The organism is Micromonospora sp. NPDC023633 (genome assembly GCF_040640035.1).
Taxonomy (GTDB): Bacteria; Actinomycetota; Actinomycetes; order Mycobacteriales; family Micromonosporaceae; genus Micromonospora.
In genome coordinates this window covers 19,861-36,306 of record NZ_JBFABB010000042.1, presented here as the reverse complement: position 1 = coordinate 36,306, position 16,446 = coordinate 19,861, and the positions used below count along the sequence as shown (strand labels likewise).

Sequence of the window (16,446 nt, the reverse complement as noted above, 5' to 3'; positions counted from 1 at the left end):
ACGGGGGGCGGGGCGGGTGGGTCAGGTCAGGTGGAGTTCGAGGGCGTCCAGGGCGGCGGGGACCGTGTCGGTCACGGTGAGCAGGCCCAGGCCGGCGGGCTTGAGGAAGGTCTGGTCGGCCAGGGCGCCCAGCCAGTCGAGCACCGGGCGGTAGAAGCCGTCGGTGTCGACCAGCACCATGGGCTTCGTGTGCAGGGCCAGGGTGGCGGTCGTCCAGACCTCGAACAGCTCGTCGAGGGTGCCGAGCCCGCCCGGCAGGGTGAGGAACGCGTCCGACTTGTCGATCATGAGGGTCTTGCGGCTGGCCATCGAGTCGGTGACGAGCAACTCGTCCGACGCCAGGTCGGCGACCTCCAGGTCGACCAGCGACTGCGGGATCACGCCGACCGTCCGGCCACCGGCGGCCCGCGCCCCGTCCGCCAGCGCGCCCATCATGCCGACGCACCCGCCGCCGCTGACGAGGGTGTGCCCGCGCCGGGCGATCTCCGCGCCCGTCTCGGCCGCGAGGTCCAGCCAGCGCTGGTCGAGCGTACGGGAGGAGGCGCAGAACACGCAGATCGCCGCCACGTCAGCGGTCCCGGTTCCCGTCGCCCGCCTCGGCGGCGGCCTGCTGCTCGGCGGCGGTGACGGCGACGGCCTCCTCGCGGACCGCCTCCTGCTCGACGTTGAGGGCGGCCTCGGCCTCCACGATGTGCCGGACCGCCGCGTCGACCTCATCGGTCACGCAGATCAGCTCCAGGTCGACCGGGCCGATCTTGCCGTCGGCGGCCATCGTGTCCCGCAGCCAGTCCAGCAGGCCGCTCCAGTAGGCCGCGCCCATCAGCACCACGGGGAACCGGGTGACCTTGCCGGTCTGCACCAGGGTCAGCGCCTCGAAGAGCTCGTCCATGGTGCCGAACCCGCCGGGCAGCACGACGAACGCCTGGGCGTACTTGACGAACATGGTCTTGCGGGCGAAGAAGTAGCGGAAGTCGATGGCCAGGTCGACCCAGTCGTTGAGCCCCTGCTCGAAGGGGAGCTCGATGCCGAGGCCCACCGACAGCCCGCCGGCCTCGCTGGCCCCCCGGTTGGCCGCCTCCATCACGCCCGGCCCACCGCCGGTGATCACCGCGTAGCCGGCCCGGGCCAGGGCCGCGCCCAGCGCCTCGGCCATCCGGCACTCCGGGCTCTCCGGCCGGCTGCGGGCGGAACCGAACACGCTGACCGCGGGGGGCAGGTCGGCGAGGGTGTCGAAGCCCTCAACGAACTCGGAGAGGATGCGCAGCGCCCGCCAGGCGTCCTTGGTCTTCCAGTCGCCGCGCCCCCGCGAATCGAGCAGGCGCTGGTCGGCGGTGCTGCTCGTGATCGCCTGCCGACGCAGTGTCACGGCCCCCCGGTGCCGCTCCCGTCCCGGCTCGCGGCCGGCCTCCCGCCCGTTGCTCTGACCCATGGGAGCAACCGTAGTGGAGTGGCACCTGCCAGGTGCGCGGCACCGCGACCCGGCCCGCCGATGACCGACGGCCGGGGGCGACGGCCGGACCGGGCAACGGGCAACGGGCCGGACGACGAGCGAAAAAGTATTTCCGGATCTTGGGCAACTAATTCAGTCGCACGGACGTCTTACTATTCACATACCGGGTATGCCCCGGCGCGCGCCTTCGGGGGAGGAGCCAGCGTGATCAGCAACAGCGAGATGATCCGGATCCGGCGGCAGATGCAGCGCCGCATCCGCGACGTGGTGGCCGAGCGCCGCCGTGCCCGCCTGATGGAACCGTCCACCGACCAGGGCGGCCAGACCGACGCCCGGCCCACCGCCGACGCGTCCACCACCGTCTGAGCCGCACCGACAGCACCGCGAGCGGAAGGTCCGCGTCATCCGACGCGGACCTTCCGTCCATGCGGGGGACGCCCCGCCCCCGGGGGCTCAGGCGGAGGCGAGCCAGCGGTGCAGGGTGGCGGCACCGTCGCGGATCTTGCTGATCTCGACGTGCTCGTCGGGGTGGTGGGCCAGGTTGGGGTCACCGGGACCGAAGTTCAGCGCCGGGATGCCCATCGCGGCGAACCGGGCCACGTCCGTCCAGCCCAGCTTGCCGATCGGCGCGGCACCGACCGCCGCGAGGAACTCCTGGGCGGGCGCCGCCTCCAGCCCGGGCGGGGCGCCGGCGGCCGAATCCGTGATCCGCACCTCGAAGCCGGCGAAGACCTCGCGCAGGTGCGCCTCGGCCTCGGCCGGGGTCCGGTCCGGCGCGAACCGGTAGTTGACCTCCACCTCGCACCGGTCGGGCACCACGTTGCCGGCCACGCCGCCGTGGATGCGGACCGCGTTCATGCCCTCCCGGTAGTCGCAGCCGTCGATGGTGACCCGGCGCGCCTCGTAGTTGGCCAGCCGGTCGAGCACCTCGCCGGCCGCGTGGATCGCGTTCACCCCGTGCCAGGAGCGGGCCGAGTGGGCGCGAACGCCGGTGGTGGTGACGACCGAACGCATGGTGCCCTGGCACCCGGCCTCGACGATGCCGTACGTCGGCTCCAGCAGCACCGCGAAGTCCGCCTCCAGCCACTCCGGGTGCGCCTCGGCGACCAGGAAGAGGCCGTTGTACTTCGACTCGATCTCCTCCGCCTCGTAGAAGAAGTACGTCACGTCGTAGCGCGGGTCCGGCAGGCTCACCGCGAGGTGCAGCGCGTACGCCACCCCGGACTTCATGTCCGAGGTGCCGCAGCCGTACATCAGGTCGCCGCGCATGGTCGACGGGAAGTTGTTGTTCAGCGGCACGGTGTCCAGGTGGCCGGCGAGCACCACCCGCTGGTCACGGCCCAGGTCGGTCCGCGCCATCACCGTGTTGCCGTGCCGGTACGTGGTCAGGTGCGGTACGCCCCGCAGCACCTCCTGCACGCAGTCGGCGATCGCCTTCTCGTTGAGGGACACGGACTCCATGTCGACCAGCGCACGGGTCAGCGCCACCGGATCGGCCAGGACCTCGGGGGTCAGCGGGTTCTCCATGGTTCGCACGGTACCGTCAGTTCTGGCGAGCGCGCGGAGCGAGCGTTCCGGGACGGCCCGGGTAGGACGCGCTCGCCGCCCGCAGCACGAACGAGAGGTGAATCAGTGACGTCCGAATCCGCCTGGGGCATCGGCCTGGCCACCGTGACCGCTGACGACCAGGTGCTCGACACCTGGTACCCGACCGGCAAGCTGGGCCTCGGCGAGCTGCCGCTGGTCGCCGGCGAGGACGAGGCGGACGTGCTGGACCTGCCGCCGGGGGCCGTCGGCGACCGGGCGCTGCCCGGGCTGCGTACCGTCCAGGTGGTCACCGTGATCGGCTCGCTGGACGACCCGATCAAGGACGCCGCCGACGCGTACCTGCGGCTGCACCTGCTCTCCCACCGCCTGGTGCGGCCCAACGAGCTCAACCTCGACGGCATCTTCGGCAAGCTGGCGAACGTGGCCTGGACCTCCGCCGGGCCGTGCCCCCCGGAGCGGGTGGACGAGCTGCGCGTCATCGAGCGGGCCGCCGGCCGCCACCTGGCCGTGTACGGGGTGGACAAGTTCCCCCGGATGACCGACTACGTGGTGCCGTCGGGCGTGCGGATCGCCGACGCCGACCGGGTGCGACTCGGCGCGCACCTGGCGGCCGGCACCACGGTCATGCACGAGGGCTTCTGCAACTTCAACGCCGGCACGCTCGGCGCCTCCATGGTCGAGGGACGGATCGTGCAGGGCGTGGTGGTCGGCGACGGCTCCGACGTCGGCGCCGGCGCCTCCATCATGGGCACCCTCTCCGGCGGTGGCACCGAGAAGGTGCGCATCGGCGAGCGCAGCCTGCTCGGCGCGAACGCCGGCATCGGCATCTCGCTCGGCGACGACTGCGTGGTGGAGGCGGGCTGCTACGTCACCGCCGGCTCGAAGGTCACCCTGCCGGACGGTCGGGTGGTCAAGGCCCGCGAGCTCTCCGGGGTGGACGGCCTGCTGTTCTGGCGCAACTCGGTCACCGGCGCGCTGGAGGCGAGGCCCCGCACCGGCCGGGGCATCGAGCTGAACGCCGCGCTGCACGCCAACGACTGACGGTCGCCCCGCCGGGTCCGCGGTTGGCCGCGGACCCGACGGGGGTACGCCTCAGCGCAGGCGGTACGCCTGGATGACGCGCTGGGTGACCGTGTTGCCGGCGGTGTCCCGTGCGGTGGCCCGCAGCGAGACGTGTCCGGTGCCGGCGGGGTGCCGCACGGTGGCCGTCCAGCCGTCTCCGCCGGGGTGGACCCGGGCCGGCTGCCAGGTCTTCCCGCCGTCGTAGGAGACGTCGACGGTCAGCGCGGCGACCTGGGCCGAGGGCGCGCCCGGCTGCCGCTGCACCTGGACCGGGATCACGAAGCTCCGGCCCGCCGGGGCGGCGTTCTCCCGGTCGAGCCGGGGCGTGAACCGGATCGCCGACGCCGGCAGCGCGGCCCGGTCGTCCCCGGCGACGTGCCGGGACCGGAACGTCCACGTGGCCGCCACCTCGGTGGCGAGGTCGGTGAAGCTCCGCTTCGACGACACCTCCAGCCGGTAGTCGGCCGCGCCCGGCGGCACGTCGAACCCGCCGTATGCCGGTTCGTTAATCTCCCCGACCAGCACCCCGTCGCGGTAGAGGGCGGTGCGGGCGGTGTCGGCGACCGAGCCGCCGGGGTGCCCCTCGGCGTCACTGTGCAGCGGCAGGTTCACCGCGATGCGGTCGCCCTGGCGGGTGATCCCGGCCGCCGGGAACGACGGCCCGTACGGCGCGCTGTTCCAGCTCTCCCGGTAGTGCCGGCCGGCCCGCAGGCTCCGCTCCTCGGAGAACAGGATCGCCTTGGTGTCGTTCCAGCCGTCCGGGGTCGGCACCCCGAAGTCCAGCTCGGAGGACCAGCGCAAGCCCCGGGTGTTGTAGCGCTCGACCCGCTGTCCCGGCGTGGCGGTGGGCAGGCCGACCGCCCAGCCGCCGAGGTCGGGATCCCGGTGCGCGAAGACCAGGCGGTCGGTGACCAGCCCCGGGCTGCCGCCGTTGAACCGGTGGGTGACGGTGGCCAGGTCCTTCGCCCGGTAGTGCCGGACGAAGCCGGTCGGCATCCGGCCCGGCACGGCCTCGTTGAGGGCGTAGAGGTAGGGGCTGCTCGCCGCCTCCAGGTCGGCGAACTGGCTGCTGACCGTGGCGACGAACCGTTGCGCGGGCACCGGTTGCCCGAGCCCGGCGGTGAAGAGACCGTCGAAGTCGGAATCCAGCAGGCCGAAGGTGTAGCTGCCCGCCTCGGCGAGGAAGCTCGCCTCGGTGACGACGAGCGCCGGGGTGGCCGAGCGCTGCGGGACGCTCATCTCGATCGGCTTGCCCCGTCGGGCGTCGAGGGTGATCCGCGTGTCCCCGCCGACCACCAGCTCCGGCTGGACGAGCTGGGTGGCCGCGGTGAACTCCTCGCCGTCCACGTCGAACACGTAGCTGACCAGCCCGTACCGGCCCTTGGGGACCCGCAGCTCGGCGGTGCCGTCCGGGTCGTACAGGTCGTACGGGTTCAGCTCGTCCAGGGAGACCAGCGTGGTCCCGTGCTCGCCGGCGGGCGCGCCGGCGCGGTTCAGGTGCCGGGCGGTCACCGTGTAGCTCTCCACCTCCCGGTGCACCGCCAGCGGGGTGGTGGCCACCACCGCGCCGTCGGAGCGGGCGACGATCCGGCCGGTGTAGTGGCCGTCCGGGCCGTCGACCCGGGTGTCGGCGGTTACGGTGGCACTCGCCGTGCCACCGCCCGGCACGGCGATCCGGCTCGCGCCGAGGGTGAACATGCCAGCCGGGGCCGGCTTGCCGTCCGGACCGGTCGCCTCGACGGCCAGGTCCAGGTCGGCCGTGGTCGCGCCGTCGTTGCGCCAGGTCACCGTGCGGGTGATCGGGGTGTCGTCGCCGTGCGGCCAGAGTGCCCGCCCGAGCGACACGCTCGGCGGGTCGCTGGTCACGGTCTGCCGGATCGCGTCGGCCACGTCGACCCGCCCGGCCCCCTGCTCGTACGCGGTCAGCTCGGGTTGCGGCTTCGCCGAGGACGTCAGGAGGGCCTTGAGCCGGTCGGCCTTCCCGCCGTGCTTCTGGGCGAGCAGCGCCGCCGCGCCGCTGACGTGCGGGGCCGCCATCGAGGTGCCCGACAGCGCCACGTACCCGTTCCCGGCCGGGTCGCCGATCACCCCGTCCCGGCTGCGCGCCGCCACGATCCCCACGCCGGGGGCGGTGATGTCGGGCTTGAGCGCGTCGTCACCGGTGCGGGGGCCACGGCTGGAGAAGTCGGCGAGGCTGTCGTCCCGGTCGACGGCGCCCACCGAGAGGGCGGCGTCGGCAGTGCTGGGGGAGCTGACCGGCGCGAACCGGCCGGAGTTGCCGGCGCTGATCACGAAGAGGGCGCCGGTCTGCGCGGTGAGCGTGTTGACGGCCTCCTCCAGCGGGTCGACCTCCGGGGTGTCGAAGCCGCCGAGACTGAGGTTGACCACGTGGGCCCGCTGCTCGACCGTGGCCCACTGCATGCCGGCGAGGATCGCCGACTCGGGACAGCCGTACGTCTCGCAGACCTTGCCGTCGAGAAGCGTCGCGTCCGGGGCGACACCCCGCATCCGGCCGCCGGAGGCGGCGCCGCTGCCGGCGATGGTCGAGGCGACGTGGGTGCCGTGCCCGACGACGTCGCCCGGCGCGGACTCCTCGGTGAAGTTCCGCACCTGCGCCACCCGGCCGGCCAGGTCCGGATGCGTGGCGTCGATCCCGGTGTCCAGCACGGCGACCCGCACGCCCCGGCCGGTGTAGCCGGCCCGGTACGCCTCCGGCGCGCCGATCTGCGGCACGCTACGGTCGAGCGTGAGCTGCCGCCGGCCGTCGAGCCAGATCCGGTCGGCACCCCCTGCCGCGCCGACCCTCGCGCCGGCGGCGGTGACCGCCGCCCAGACCTCGGCGGCCCGCCGCTTGCTCGCCGTGGCGGCGAGCCCGCCGACGGCGGGCAGCTCGCGGGTGACCGTCACCCCGCCGGGCAGGGCGGAGCGCCGGGCCGCGCCGGTGCCGCCGGTGATCAGCAGGGGCAGGTCGTCGCGCCGGGCGTCGTCGTAGCCGGCGGCGACCAGTTCGGTGACGTCGAACAGCCGCCGGTCGATCCGCCCGTCCCGGATCGGCGCCAGGGCGTCCTCGGGTACGACCGAGAGGTGGCCCCGCTCCCGTCGGGTCAGGAAGCGGACGTCCTCGCGCCCGGGCGCGGGTCGCACGCTGGCCCGGGAGCCGCTGAGAGTGACCCGGTCGCCGGTGAGCAGGGTGACGGTGGCCGAGCGGCTGCCGGCGCCTGCCGCCGGGGACGGCGGGGTCGCGTCAGGACGGACGGTCGGGGCGGCGGGCTTCTGGGCGACGGCCATGCCGGGGGTGCCGAGCACCATGCCGAGCACCAGGCCGAGACCGAAGAGTTTTCTTCTTCGCTGCAACGGATCCTCCTCGTCGGGCGTTACTACCTGTAGGGAGAGACGCATTGACAGTCATCAGGGTTGCATACCGGGTATGCAAAATGAAGTCGCGAAGATGACGGACCAGCCAACGAACGGAACCGCCCCTCGGAGATGATCGGTTCATGACCTCCATGAAGGAACGCATGCTGGCCGGCGAGCCCTACATCGCCGACGATCCGGAGATCGCCGCCGACCTCGACCGGGCCACGCGACTGATGGAACGCTTCAACACCAGCCCGGCCGCCGAGCCCGAGACCCGGCTCGCGGCCCTGCGCGACCTGCTCGGCGAGGTGGGCGAGGGAGCCTGGGTCCGACCGCCGCTCCACGTCGACTACGGCTGGCAGGTCCGGATCGGGCCGCGCAGCTTCGTCAACTTCAACGCGGTCCTCCTCGACGTCGCCCCGATCACCATCGGCGCCGACGTCCAGATCGGACCGAACGTGCAACTGCTCACCCCCACCCACCCCGTCGAGCCCGGGCCGCGCCGCGACAAGTGGGAGGCGGCCAAGCCGATCACCATCGGCGACAACGTCTGGCTCGGCGGCGGGGCCATCGTGCTCGCCGGCGTCACCATCGGGGAGAACACCGTCGTCGGCGCAGGCGCCGTGGTGACGAAGGACCTGCCGGCGAACGTCGTCGCCGTGGGTAACCCGGCCCGCGTCGTACGCCAGCTCGACTGACCCCCATCAAGCCCGCCACCTGCACAAACACCCTTCCGACACTGGCGCGTCGACCCCGGCGCACGGCACTGTGGGTGGTGACGTCGTCACCGGGAGGCGAGCATGGTCGGTCGGGTGCTCGAACTGCGCGTGCACGGGGTCTCCAACACGCCCCCCGGTCAGATCCTCGGCCTGCGCCCGGCACCCGGGGGCGACGCGCCGCCCCCGCCGTGGCTCGTCGCGGGCGGGCCGGTCACCGGCTTCTACCGCTCCCCCGTCGCCGAGCCGGCCGAGCCGGTCGTCGTGGAGGCGTACAGCTGGGGGCGGCTGACCTCCGGCGCGCGGACCGCGCGGGACGTGGAGCGCGCACTGTGGACGCTGCTGCTTCCGTTCACGCTGGCCAACGTCGCGCTGCACGCCCGGCCGTCCATCCCGGCCGATTCCCGCACCGAACGCTGGAACAGCGCCTCGGGGATCACGGCCTGGCTGATCCGGCTGTTCTGCCTGAGCCTCACCGGCACCTGCGCCCTCACCCTCACCGCCGTCGGGGTCGACCTCGTGGGCTGGCAGTGCGTCGACGACGACTGCCTGCGCCGGATCCCCGGACCCTGGGAGTTCCTGGGGCGGGGCTGGTGGAGCGAGGGTGCGAGGCCGTTGGCCGTCGGCCTGCTCGTGCCGCTCGGCGTGCTGGCCCTGCTCGGGCTCGTGAGCTTGCGGACCTACCAGTACGAGGCACAGATGCCCGCCGAACCGGTTCCCCCGCCGAGCGCCCGGCAACCGGTGGGGGCCCCGGCGGACGGGCGGGAACGATCCGAGGCGGGTCCGGCCGCGCCCGAACCGCCCCCCGGCCCGCCCGACAACCCGTTGCAGGACCGCACCTTCTGGGTCGGCGAGGGCCAGTTGCGCAGGGGCGCCGTGCTGCACCTGTGCACCGGCGTGGTCGTCGCCGCCGCCGTACCGCTCGGTGCCGTCCTCGCGGTGGACCCGCCCCGGGGCGGCCGCGCGGCCGTCGCCTGGCCCACCGTGGCGGCGCTCGCCGCCGTCGTGCTGGTCGCGGTCGTGGCGCTCGCGCGGCCCGGGCTGACCCGGCGCGCGGGGGCCACCCCGCTCGGCGGATGGAGCGTCGCCGTCGCCGTGCTCGCCGGTACCGGGCTGGTCGGGACGATGCTGATCCTGCTGCTGCCCGACGGTCCCGCCGGCACCACCCTGGCCGACCTGCGCCCGGCGCCCGACTGCGCCCGGCATCCCGTCGCGCCGACCTGTGCGGCCGACCGGTCGCTGCCCGGCCTCGACTGGATCATCGCCTGGCTGGGCACGGGACAGTTGCTGCTGCTGATCGCGATCGGGTCCGCGGCCCGGTCCGGACGGCGGGCGCTGGCCGCGCCGGCGGCGGCCGCCCTGCTGCTCACCCTCGGGTTCGCCTGGTTCACCGGCTGGCTGCCCGGGCTGCCGCCCGCGCCCGCGACGCTGGAGTTCTGGACGGTCGTCGTCCCGGTCGTCGCCCTGGCTGCCACCGGCCTGCTGCTGCCGCGCGTCCCGTCGCCGGCCGAACGACAGCCGCTGGCGCCCCACACCGACCTGGCCTGGGGCGGCAGGGCTCCGGCGGTCATCGCCGGCTTCGGCTGGATGCTCTGCGTCTCCTACAGCGCCGGGCTGCTCTACTGGGTCACCGGCCGGCTCAACGACCGGCCGGCACCGGGCGGGCTCTCCCCCGTGGTGCCCCCGGTTCCGGTGCTGTGGGCCGGGCTCGTCTTCGCCGTCGCCCTGCTCGTGCTCGCCGCCGCGGTCGCCCGGGCCGGGCTGCTCTACCTCCGTCTCCGCCGGGACGAGTACGCGAAGGCGACGGCACAGACCGACCCGCTCTCCGCGCACGACCTGCGGCGCTGCCGCGACGTCAGCGCGTGGCAGGCGCTGCACCGGCTGGTCGGCGAGCACGCCGTGCGGCTGGTCGGCTGCTACGCCGTCGTGTCGGCCGTGCTGGCGACCCTCGGCTGCGCCGCCCTGCTCTCCCGCAGCCCGCCGCATCCCAGGCAGGCGACCGGCGGTGCCGCGGTGGTCGAGTGGATCTCCGAGGTGGGCGGGCGGCTGCTCGGTTGGCTGCCGGTGCTGATCGCCGCGATGGGCCTGCTGGTCTACCGCAACGAACTCGTCCGCCGCTCGGTCGGTGTGGTCTGGGACGTGGGCACCTTCTGGCCCCGGACCGCGCACCCGCTGGCCCCGCCCAGCTACGCCGAACGGGCCGTACCCGAGTTGCAGACCCGCACCGCCGGGCTGCTGGCGCTCGCCGAGGACGACCCCCGGAGCGTGGACGGGATCATCCTCTCCGGGCACAGCCAGGGCACGGTGATCTGCGCGGCGGTGATCCTCCAGCTGCCCGCCCGCTCGCGCCGGCGGATCTGGTTCCTCTCGTACGGCTGCCAGCTGACCCGGCTCTACGGGCGGGTCTTCCCCGGGTACTTCGGCCCGGACCGGCTGCCGGTGCTGGCCGAGGCGCTGACCCCGCCCGGCGGTCGGGTCCGCTGGACCAACTTCTGGCGGGACACCGACCCGCTCGGCTGGCCGGTCACGGCGGGGGAACGGGACGTGCCCGTACGCGACCCGGAGGCGCTGCACCCCAGCGACGGGGAGGTGGCCGACCCGCCGATCCGCAACCACAGCGCCTACCCGGAGGCGCCCGAGTTCCACCGGGAACGCTCTCGGGTGGCGTGGCTGCTGCGCCGGGGCGTCCCGGCACCCCGGCGCCCCGGCTGACCCGGCTCGCGCCGGCGACGGCCGCCACGGCCGGCCGACCGTCTCAGCCGTCGCGGCCGGCCGATCCGCCTCAGCCTTCGCCAGCCGCCCGATCCGCCTCAGCCTTCGACGGGCGGCCGGTGCGGCTCGACGGGTGGTGGCTCGGCGAGCCGGACGACCAGGTCGGCGCGGTGCGCGGTGCCGGCCACCAGGGTGGCGTTGGTCTCGTCGCTGCCCGTCGCCCACGCCCGGGCCTGTTCCGCCGACCGCCCGTACGCCTCGTGCCGGGCGGTCAGCCGGCGCAGCCGCAGCTCGGCGTCGAGGTCGAGGAACCATGCCTCGTGCAACAGCTGCCGCACCTCGTCCCACGGCGTCGCCGCCACCAGCAGGTAGTTGCCCTCGGTGACCACCAGCCGCACCGACGGCGGCACCTCGATCGAGCCCGCCACCGGCTCCTCCAGGTCGCGACGGAACGCCGGCGCGTAGACCGCCGTCGGCTCCAGCCGGCGCAGGCGGCGCAGCAGCGAGACGTAGCCGTTGGCGTCGAAGGTGTCCACGGCGCCCTTGCGCTCCGCCCGGCGCAGGCGGCGCAGCTCGGCCTGGGCGAGGTGGAAGCCGTCCATCGGCACCAGCCGGGCCGTCGGGCCGACCGCCTCGACGATCCGCTCCGCCAGCGCTGACTTCCCGGCGCCGGGCGGCCCGGCGATGCCGAGCAGTTGCCGCGGGCCGGCCTCGGCGAGGGCCCGCGCCCGCGCCACCAGCTCGTCGGTCCCGACGACCCGGGTGCCGGCCATCAGCCGAGGACCGGCTCGCTGATCGCGAACCGCGCCTGCACCGCGGCGTGCACCGTCTGCGGCTGCGGGTCGAGTTCCAGCTCCGGCGGGCTGCTCTCGGCGCCGTCCATCGCGTACGCCATCCGGCTCATCATCGGCTGCTCCGCCGCGCCCGCGTCGGCCAGCTCGATCAGGGCGGTCACCCGGGCGCCGAGCGCCTCCGCGTACTCGCGGGCGCGCAGCAGCGCGTCGGCGAGCGCGGCGTGCCGGGCCTCCCGGTGGGCCGGGCTGCCCGGCCGCAGCGACCACCACGGCCCGGCCACCTCGACCTGGTCCTGGTCGGCCAGGCGCAGCATCAGCTCGCCGAGCGCGGTGAAGTCGCTGACCGTCACGGTGGTGGTCACGCTGCCGCTGTACGCCACCACCCGCTCACCGGAGCGCCGGGTCTCCGGCCTGACCTGGAGCTCGCCGGTTTCCCGCCGGTCGATGCCGGGGCCCTCGCCGTCGAGCAGCACCCGGACGGCGGCGGCCCGCTCGGCCAGCCGGGTCAGCGTGGCCTCCCGGTCCCGGTCACGTGCCCTGGCGGTCACCGCGAACCGGGCGATCTCCGGAGCGACCTCCCGGTACGCCTCGCCGCGCACCACCACCACCGGCCCGTCCACCATGCCCTCACCCTAACCGCGCGCCCACCGGTCCGCCCGCCGTCCACGACCACCGTCCGACGGGCGCGAGCGCGAGCGCGAAGGGATCGTGGCCGTTCGCCCGCCCGTCCCGGCCGGGCCGGGCGGGCGCGAAATCCGGAAGGAGCTCAGGCCGGCGCGGGGCCCGCCGGGACGTGCGCGGTGTAGGAGACCGTGCCGGCCACGTCCCGGCAGGTGCTCAGGTGTCCCCCGCCTGCTCCCAGCCGCCGCAGCCAGGCCACCTCGGCGGCATGGTCACCAGCGGCCGGGAACTCCCGGACGAGGGTGTCGAACGGGCGGGCGAGCAGCGCGGAGCGGGCCTTCCCGGCCTCGTCGTACAGCGCGATGAGGGATGCCGCGTCACCGACCCGCAGCGCGTCCGTCAGCCCGTCGAGGAAGGCGGTGACGCCGGCCAACTCGGTCAGCACCCGGTCCCGGTTGCCCAGCAGCATGTTCGCGGTACGCACGGCCGGGGTGCCGGCGACGCGGGTGCCGTCCCGGAAGCTCCCGGCGGCGAGCGCGAGGACCGCGTCGCGCAGGGCGCTGCGCTGCGCCGCCCCCGCCAGCGCCCCGGCGAGCAGGTGCGGGATGTGGGAGGCGAGCGCGGCGGCCTGGTCGTGCTCCTGCGGGGACATCGGCACCACCCGGGCGCGGAACACGTCGATGACCAGGCCGGCGAGCCACCGGAACGCGGTTGTCGCCGGGCCCGCGGACGGGCAGAGCACCCAGGCGGCGGAGTCGAGCAGCGTGGCCGTGGCGGAGGTGAGCCCGGCGGATCCCGCGCCGGCCATCGGGTGCCCCGGCACGAACCGGTCGACGAGCCCGTGCCGGGCGGCGAAGGTCGCCAGCTCGGCCTTCGTGCTGCCGACGTCCGTCAGTACGCAGTCGGGCGGGGCCGCCCGGGCGACCCGCAGCAGGGTGTCCGAGAGCGTGCGCAGCGGGCCGCAGAGCAGGACCACGCTGCGGCCGGCGACCGCCTCGTCGAGCGTCTCCGGGGCCTCGACGCCCTGCCGCCGGGCGTGCCGGCGGGTCGCCGGGTCCGGATCCCACCCGGCGACGTCCAGACCGGCGTCGCGCAGCCGGAGCAGGACGGAACCACCGATCAGGCCGGTGCCCACGACCGCCGCCCGCTCCCCGGCCCACCGACCGGTCGGGTCCGGCCGGGACGCGTCGTCGGTCATGACCGCGCCTCGGCGCTCAGGCGCTCAGCCGGCCGGCGACCGCCGCCACGTGCTCGTCGGACTCGGTCAGCGCCACCCGGACGTGCTGCCGGCCACCCGGGCCGTAGAAGACGCCCGCGGCAGCCAGAATGCCCCGCCGGGCCAGCCAGTCGACCGTCTCCCAGCAGTCCTCGCCCCGGGTCAGCCAGAGGTAGAGCCCGGCCTCCGAGTGCTCGACGGTGAAGCCGGCGCCGGTGAACGCGGCGTGCAGGGTGTCCCGCCGGGCGCGGTAGCGCTCCCGTTGCTCGTCGGCGTGCCGCTCGTCGCGCAGCGCGGCCACCATCGCCGCCTGCACCGGCGCCGGCACGATCATCCCGGCGTGCTTGCGGACCTTGAGCAGCTCCGCCACCAGCGCCGGGTCGCCCGCCACGAATCCCGCCCGGTAGCCGGCCAGGTTGGACCGCTTGGAGAGCGAGTGCACGGCCAGCACGCCGTCGTACGAGCCACCGCAGACCTCGGGCGAGAGCACCGAGACGGGTTCGGCGGACCAGCCCAGCGGCAGGTAGCACTCGTCGCTGGCGACCACCGCGCCGCGCTCCCGGGCCCAGTCGACCACCTTGCGCAGGTGCGCCGCAGGCAGCACCCGGCCCGTCGGGTTGCCCGGCGAGTTGACCCAGACCAGGCGCACGCGGGAGGTGGGGCCGACGGCGGTCAGCGAGTCGGCGCGCACGACCGTGGCGCCGGCGAGCCGGGCCCCGTCCTCGTAGGTCGGGTAGGCGATCGACGGCACCACGACGACGTCGCCGGGCCCGATCCCGAGCAGCGTCGGCAGCCAGCCGACCAGCTCCTTGGAGCCGATCGTCGGCAGCACGCCGAAGCCGTCGACGCTGATGCCGCAGGCCCGTGCCACCCAGGCCGCGATCGACTCGCGCAGCACCGGGGTGCCGGCGGTCAGCGGGTAGCCCGGCGCGTTCGACGCGTCGGCCAGCGCCTGCCGGATCACCTCGGGCACCGGGTCGACCGGCGTACCCATGGAGAGGTTGATCATGCCCTCGGGATGCGCCGCGGCCAGTGCGGCCGCGGCGCCCAGGGTGTCCCAGGTGAACTCCGGCAGCCGCGACGAGACCGGCGCGGGACGGTTCAGTGGCCCTCGCCGCGCGGCGGCTGCGCGGCGACGAAGGTCGCGTCCTTCTCGACCTTGCCGATCTTCGAGGCGCCACCGGGCGAACCCAGTTCCTCGAAGAACTCGTAGTTGGCGCCGGTGTAGTCCTTCCACTGCTCCGGGACGTCGTCCTCGTAGAAGATCGCCTCGACGGGGCAGACCGGCTCACACGCACCGCAGTCGACGCACTCGTCGGGGTGGATATAGAGCATCCGGTTGCCCTCGTAAATGCAGTCGACCGGGCATTCCTCGATGCAAGCCTTGTCGAGCACATCCACGCACGGTTCGGCGATGATGTAGGTCACCGGTCTTCTCCTCCGCAAGACACGCCGCGATCACCCGCGACGGTAAGAGCCTAGTATCTCGCCGGGGAGGGGGTCGATCGTGCTCCGACAGCAAGATGTGGGACACCGGATCGTGGTCCGCCGAATCGTGGGGATTCGCGAAGGTCGGCCGCTCTTCTCGGACGCCCTCGGCGAACTGGTCGAGCTGAGCGAAACCCATCTCACACTCGCCACCGCGCAAGGCCGGCTCCGGGTCCCGATGGCCGAGGTGCACCGGGCCAAGCGGGTGCCGCCGACGCGCCGGCCCACCGCCGCGGCGGTGGTCGAGCTGGAACTGGCCGCCGACGAGGCCTGGCCCGCCGCCGTCCGGGGGCGGCTCGGCGACTGGCGGCTGCGCGCCGCCGACGGCTGGACCGGCCGGGCCAACTCGGCGCTGCCCGTGGGCGACCCGGACCGGCCCCTGCCCGCCGCCCTCGACGCGGTGGAGCGCTGGTACGCCGACCTCGGCCAGCCGCCGATGGTCAACACGCCGCTGCCGCTCGCCGCCCCGGTCGGCGCGGAGCTGGACGCCCGTGGCTGGGGCGGCCGGCCGCCCGTGCTGGTGCAGACCGTGCCGCTGGCGGGGCTGTCGCCGGCCGCGCCGGAGCCCACCGGAGCCCCGCCGGTCGAGCTGGCCGCCGGCCCGTCGGACGACTGGCTCGCCGTCGCCGCCGGCCGCAAGGGCGGCCTGCCGGACGCCGCCCGGCACGTGCTCACCGCCGTGGACCAGGTCCGCTTCGCCCACGTGTACGCCGGCGGCACCCTGCTCGCCATCGGCCGGGGCACGGTCACCGGGCAGGGGCGCTGGCTCGGGCTCAGCCTGGTCGAGGTGCTGCCCGAGGCGAGGCGGCAGGGCCTGGCGGGACGGATCATCCGTGCGCTCGCCGCCTGGGGCGCGGCGACCGGCGCCTCGCACGCCTTCCTCCAGGTTGAGCAGCGCAACACGCCGGCCGTGGCCCTCTACCGCAGCCTCGGCTTCACCACCCACCACACCTACCTCACCCGCACCCCGCCCGCCTGAACCCGGCCCGGCGGGGTCGGGTCAGCGGCGGACGACGCGGCGGGGCTTGGTCGCCCTCAGCTCGGCGTACCGCTTGAGCGACTGCGAGCGGTGGTCCAGGCCGAGCGCCGTGAGGAGCAGGTAGCCGAGCAGCGCGCCGACGCCGGCCGCCGCGAGGTAGAGCCAGATCTGGGCGAAGAAGGTGGCCGCGCCCCCGCCGAACGGGTTGTCGCCGACCAGCAGCGGCCCGACCAGCACCGTCAACAGCAGCGCGAGCCCGACCGCGGCGGCCAGATCCGCCCCCCAGGCGGCGACGGGCCGACGCTTCCCCCAGACGAAGGCGACCGCGGCCAGGACCAGCCCGATCACCACGAACATCCCCAGCGACACCCGGTCGGCGGCGGCCGTCTCGTCGCCGTCGAAGCCGAACCGGGTGACCAGCCGGGCGACCACGTTGACCGCGAACAGCGCGACCGCGAGAACCCCGATCGCGCGCCACCGCTCACTCATCGCACGCCTCCCGC

The 16,446-nt window shown here is 74.8% G+C and carries 15 protein-coding genes; 5 read left to right on the top strand and 10 right to left on the bottom strand.

All coding sequences use genetic code 11. The annotated features are described in order from the left end of the window. Positions 1–21: 21 nt before the first annotated feature. Both AB0G13_RS15535 and AB0G13_RS15530 read right to left on the bottom strand, forming a co-directional pair. A complete protein-coding gene (locus tag AB0G13_RS15535) occupies positions 22–567 on the bottom strand; it encodes a TIGR00730 family Rossman fold protein (RefSeq protein ID WP_357874317.1) in 546 nt (181 codons plus the stop codon). A 1-nt stretch (position 568) separates the two neighbouring features. Continuing rightward, a complete protein-coding gene (locus tag AB0G13_RS15530) occupies positions 569–1,429 on the bottom strand; it encodes a TIGR00730 family Rossman fold protein (RefSeq protein WP_357874315.1) in 861 nt (286 codons plus the stop codon). 225 nt (positions 1,430–1,654) lie between these two features. Here AB0G13_RS15530 and AB0G13_RS15525 point away from each other — a divergent pair, with 225 nt between their 5' ends. Beyond that, on the top strand, positions 1,655–1,816 hold the full coding sequence (locus AB0G13_RS15525; protein WP_199729509.1) for a hypothetical protein: 162 nt from the start codon (positions 1,655–1,657) through the stop codon (positions 1,814–1,816). Positions 1,817–1,903: 87 nt separating this feature from the next. Here AB0G13_RS15525 and dapE read toward each other — a convergent pair whose 3' ends face one another. Then, positions 1,904–2,977 carry a succinyl-diaminopimelate desuccinylase gene (gene dapE, locus AB0G13_RS15520; protein ID WP_357874312.1) on the bottom strand — a complete coding sequence of 358 codons (1,074 nt, stop codon included), beginning with the start codon at positions 2,975–2,977 and terminating at the stop codon, positions 1,904–1,906. A 105-nt stretch (positions 2,978–3,082) separates the two neighbouring features. On the opposite strand from dapE, the gene dapD reads away from it, so the two are divergent. Beyond that, on the top strand, positions 3,083–4,039 hold the full coding sequence (gene dapD / locus AB0G13_RS15515) for a 2,3,4,5-tetrahydropyridine-2,6-dicarboxylate N-succinyltransferase (protein WP_357874309.1): 957 nt from the start codon (positions 3,083–3,085) through the stop codon (positions 4,037–4,039). A gap of 51 nt (positions 4,040–4,090) precedes the next feature. Here dapD and AB0G13_RS15510 read toward each other — a convergent pair whose 3' ends face one another. Then, positions 4,091–7,459, bottom strand: a complete 3,369-nt coding sequence (locus AB0G13_RS15510; protein WP_357874307.1) for a S8 family serine peptidase — start codon at positions 7,457–7,459, stop codon at positions 4,091–4,093. 98 nt (positions 7,460–7,557) lie between these two features. On the opposite strand from AB0G13_RS15510, the gene AB0G13_RS15505 reads away from it, so the two are divergent. Both AB0G13_RS15505 and AB0G13_RS15500 read left to right on the top strand, forming a co-directional pair. Continuing rightward, on the top strand, positions 7,558–8,115 hold the full coding sequence (locus AB0G13_RS15505; protein WP_357874305.1) for a sugar O-acetyltransferase: 558 nt from the start codon (positions 7,558–7,560) through the stop codon (positions 8,113–8,115). A 102-nt stretch (positions 8,116–8,217) separates the two neighbouring features. Beyond that, entirely contained in the window at positions 8,218–10,845 is a 2,628-nt protein-coding gene (locus AB0G13_RS15500) for a hypothetical protein (RefSeq protein WP_357874302.1), read from the top strand. A 98-nt stretch (positions 10,846–10,943) separates the two neighbouring features. Here AB0G13_RS15500 and AB0G13_RS15495 read toward each other — a convergent pair whose 3' ends face one another. From AB0G13_RS15495 to fdxA, 5 genes are all read right to left on the bottom strand, one after another. Beyond that, positions 10,944–11,618 (bottom strand): nucleoside/nucleotide kinase family protein, encoded by a 675-nt coding sequence (locus tag AB0G13_RS15495; protein WP_357874299.1) that lies wholly within the window; start codon positions 11,616–11,618, stop codon positions 10,944–10,946. Then, positions 11,618–12,262 carry an SIMPL domain-containing protein gene (locus AB0G13_RS15490; protein ID WP_357874296.1) on the bottom strand — a complete coding sequence of 215 codons (645 nt, stop codon included), beginning with the start codon at positions 12,260–12,262 and terminating at the stop codon, positions 11,618–11,620. The genes AB0G13_RS15495 and AB0G13_RS15490 overlap by 1 nt, the downstream gene beginning before the upstream one ends. Before the next feature lie 143 nt (positions 12,263–12,405). Beyond that, positions 12,406–13,458, bottom strand: a complete 1,053-nt coding sequence (locus tag AB0G13_RS15485; RefSeq protein WP_357874293.1) for a prephenate dehydrogenase/arogenate dehydrogenase family protein — start codon at positions 13,456–13,458, stop codon at positions 12,406–12,408. 16 nt (positions 13,459–13,474) lie between these two features. Continuing rightward, positions 13,475–14,581 carry a succinyldiaminopimelate transaminase gene (gene dapC, locus AB0G13_RS15480; RefSeq protein ID WP_357874354.1) on the bottom strand — a complete coding sequence of 369 codons (1,107 nt, stop codon included), beginning with the start codon at positions 14,579–14,581 and terminating at the stop codon, positions 13,475–13,477. After that, positions 14,578–14,904: a ferredoxin gene (fdxA, locus tag AB0G13_RS15475; protein WP_091422126.1), complete on the bottom strand. Its 327-nt coding sequence runs from the start codon at positions 14,902–14,904 to the stop codon at positions 14,578–14,580. The genes dapC and fdxA overlap by 4 nt, the downstream gene beginning before the upstream one ends. 79 nt (positions 14,905–14,983) lie before the next feature. Here fdxA and AB0G13_RS15470 point away from each other — a divergent pair, with 79 nt between their 5' ends. Beyond that, a complete protein-coding gene (locus AB0G13_RS15470) occupies positions 14,984–15,943 on the top strand; it encodes a GNAT family N-acetyltransferase (protein ID WP_357874290.1) in 960 nt (319 codons plus the stop codon). A gap of 21 nt (positions 15,944–15,964) precedes the next feature. Here AB0G13_RS15470 and AB0G13_RS15465 read toward each other — a convergent pair whose 3' ends face one another. Then, a complete protein-coding gene (locus tag AB0G13_RS15465; protein ID WP_357874288.1) occupies positions 15,965–16,432 on the bottom strand; it encodes a hypothetical protein in 468 nt (155 codons plus the stop codon). Between the last annotated feature and the right edge of the window lie 14 nt (positions 16,433–16,446).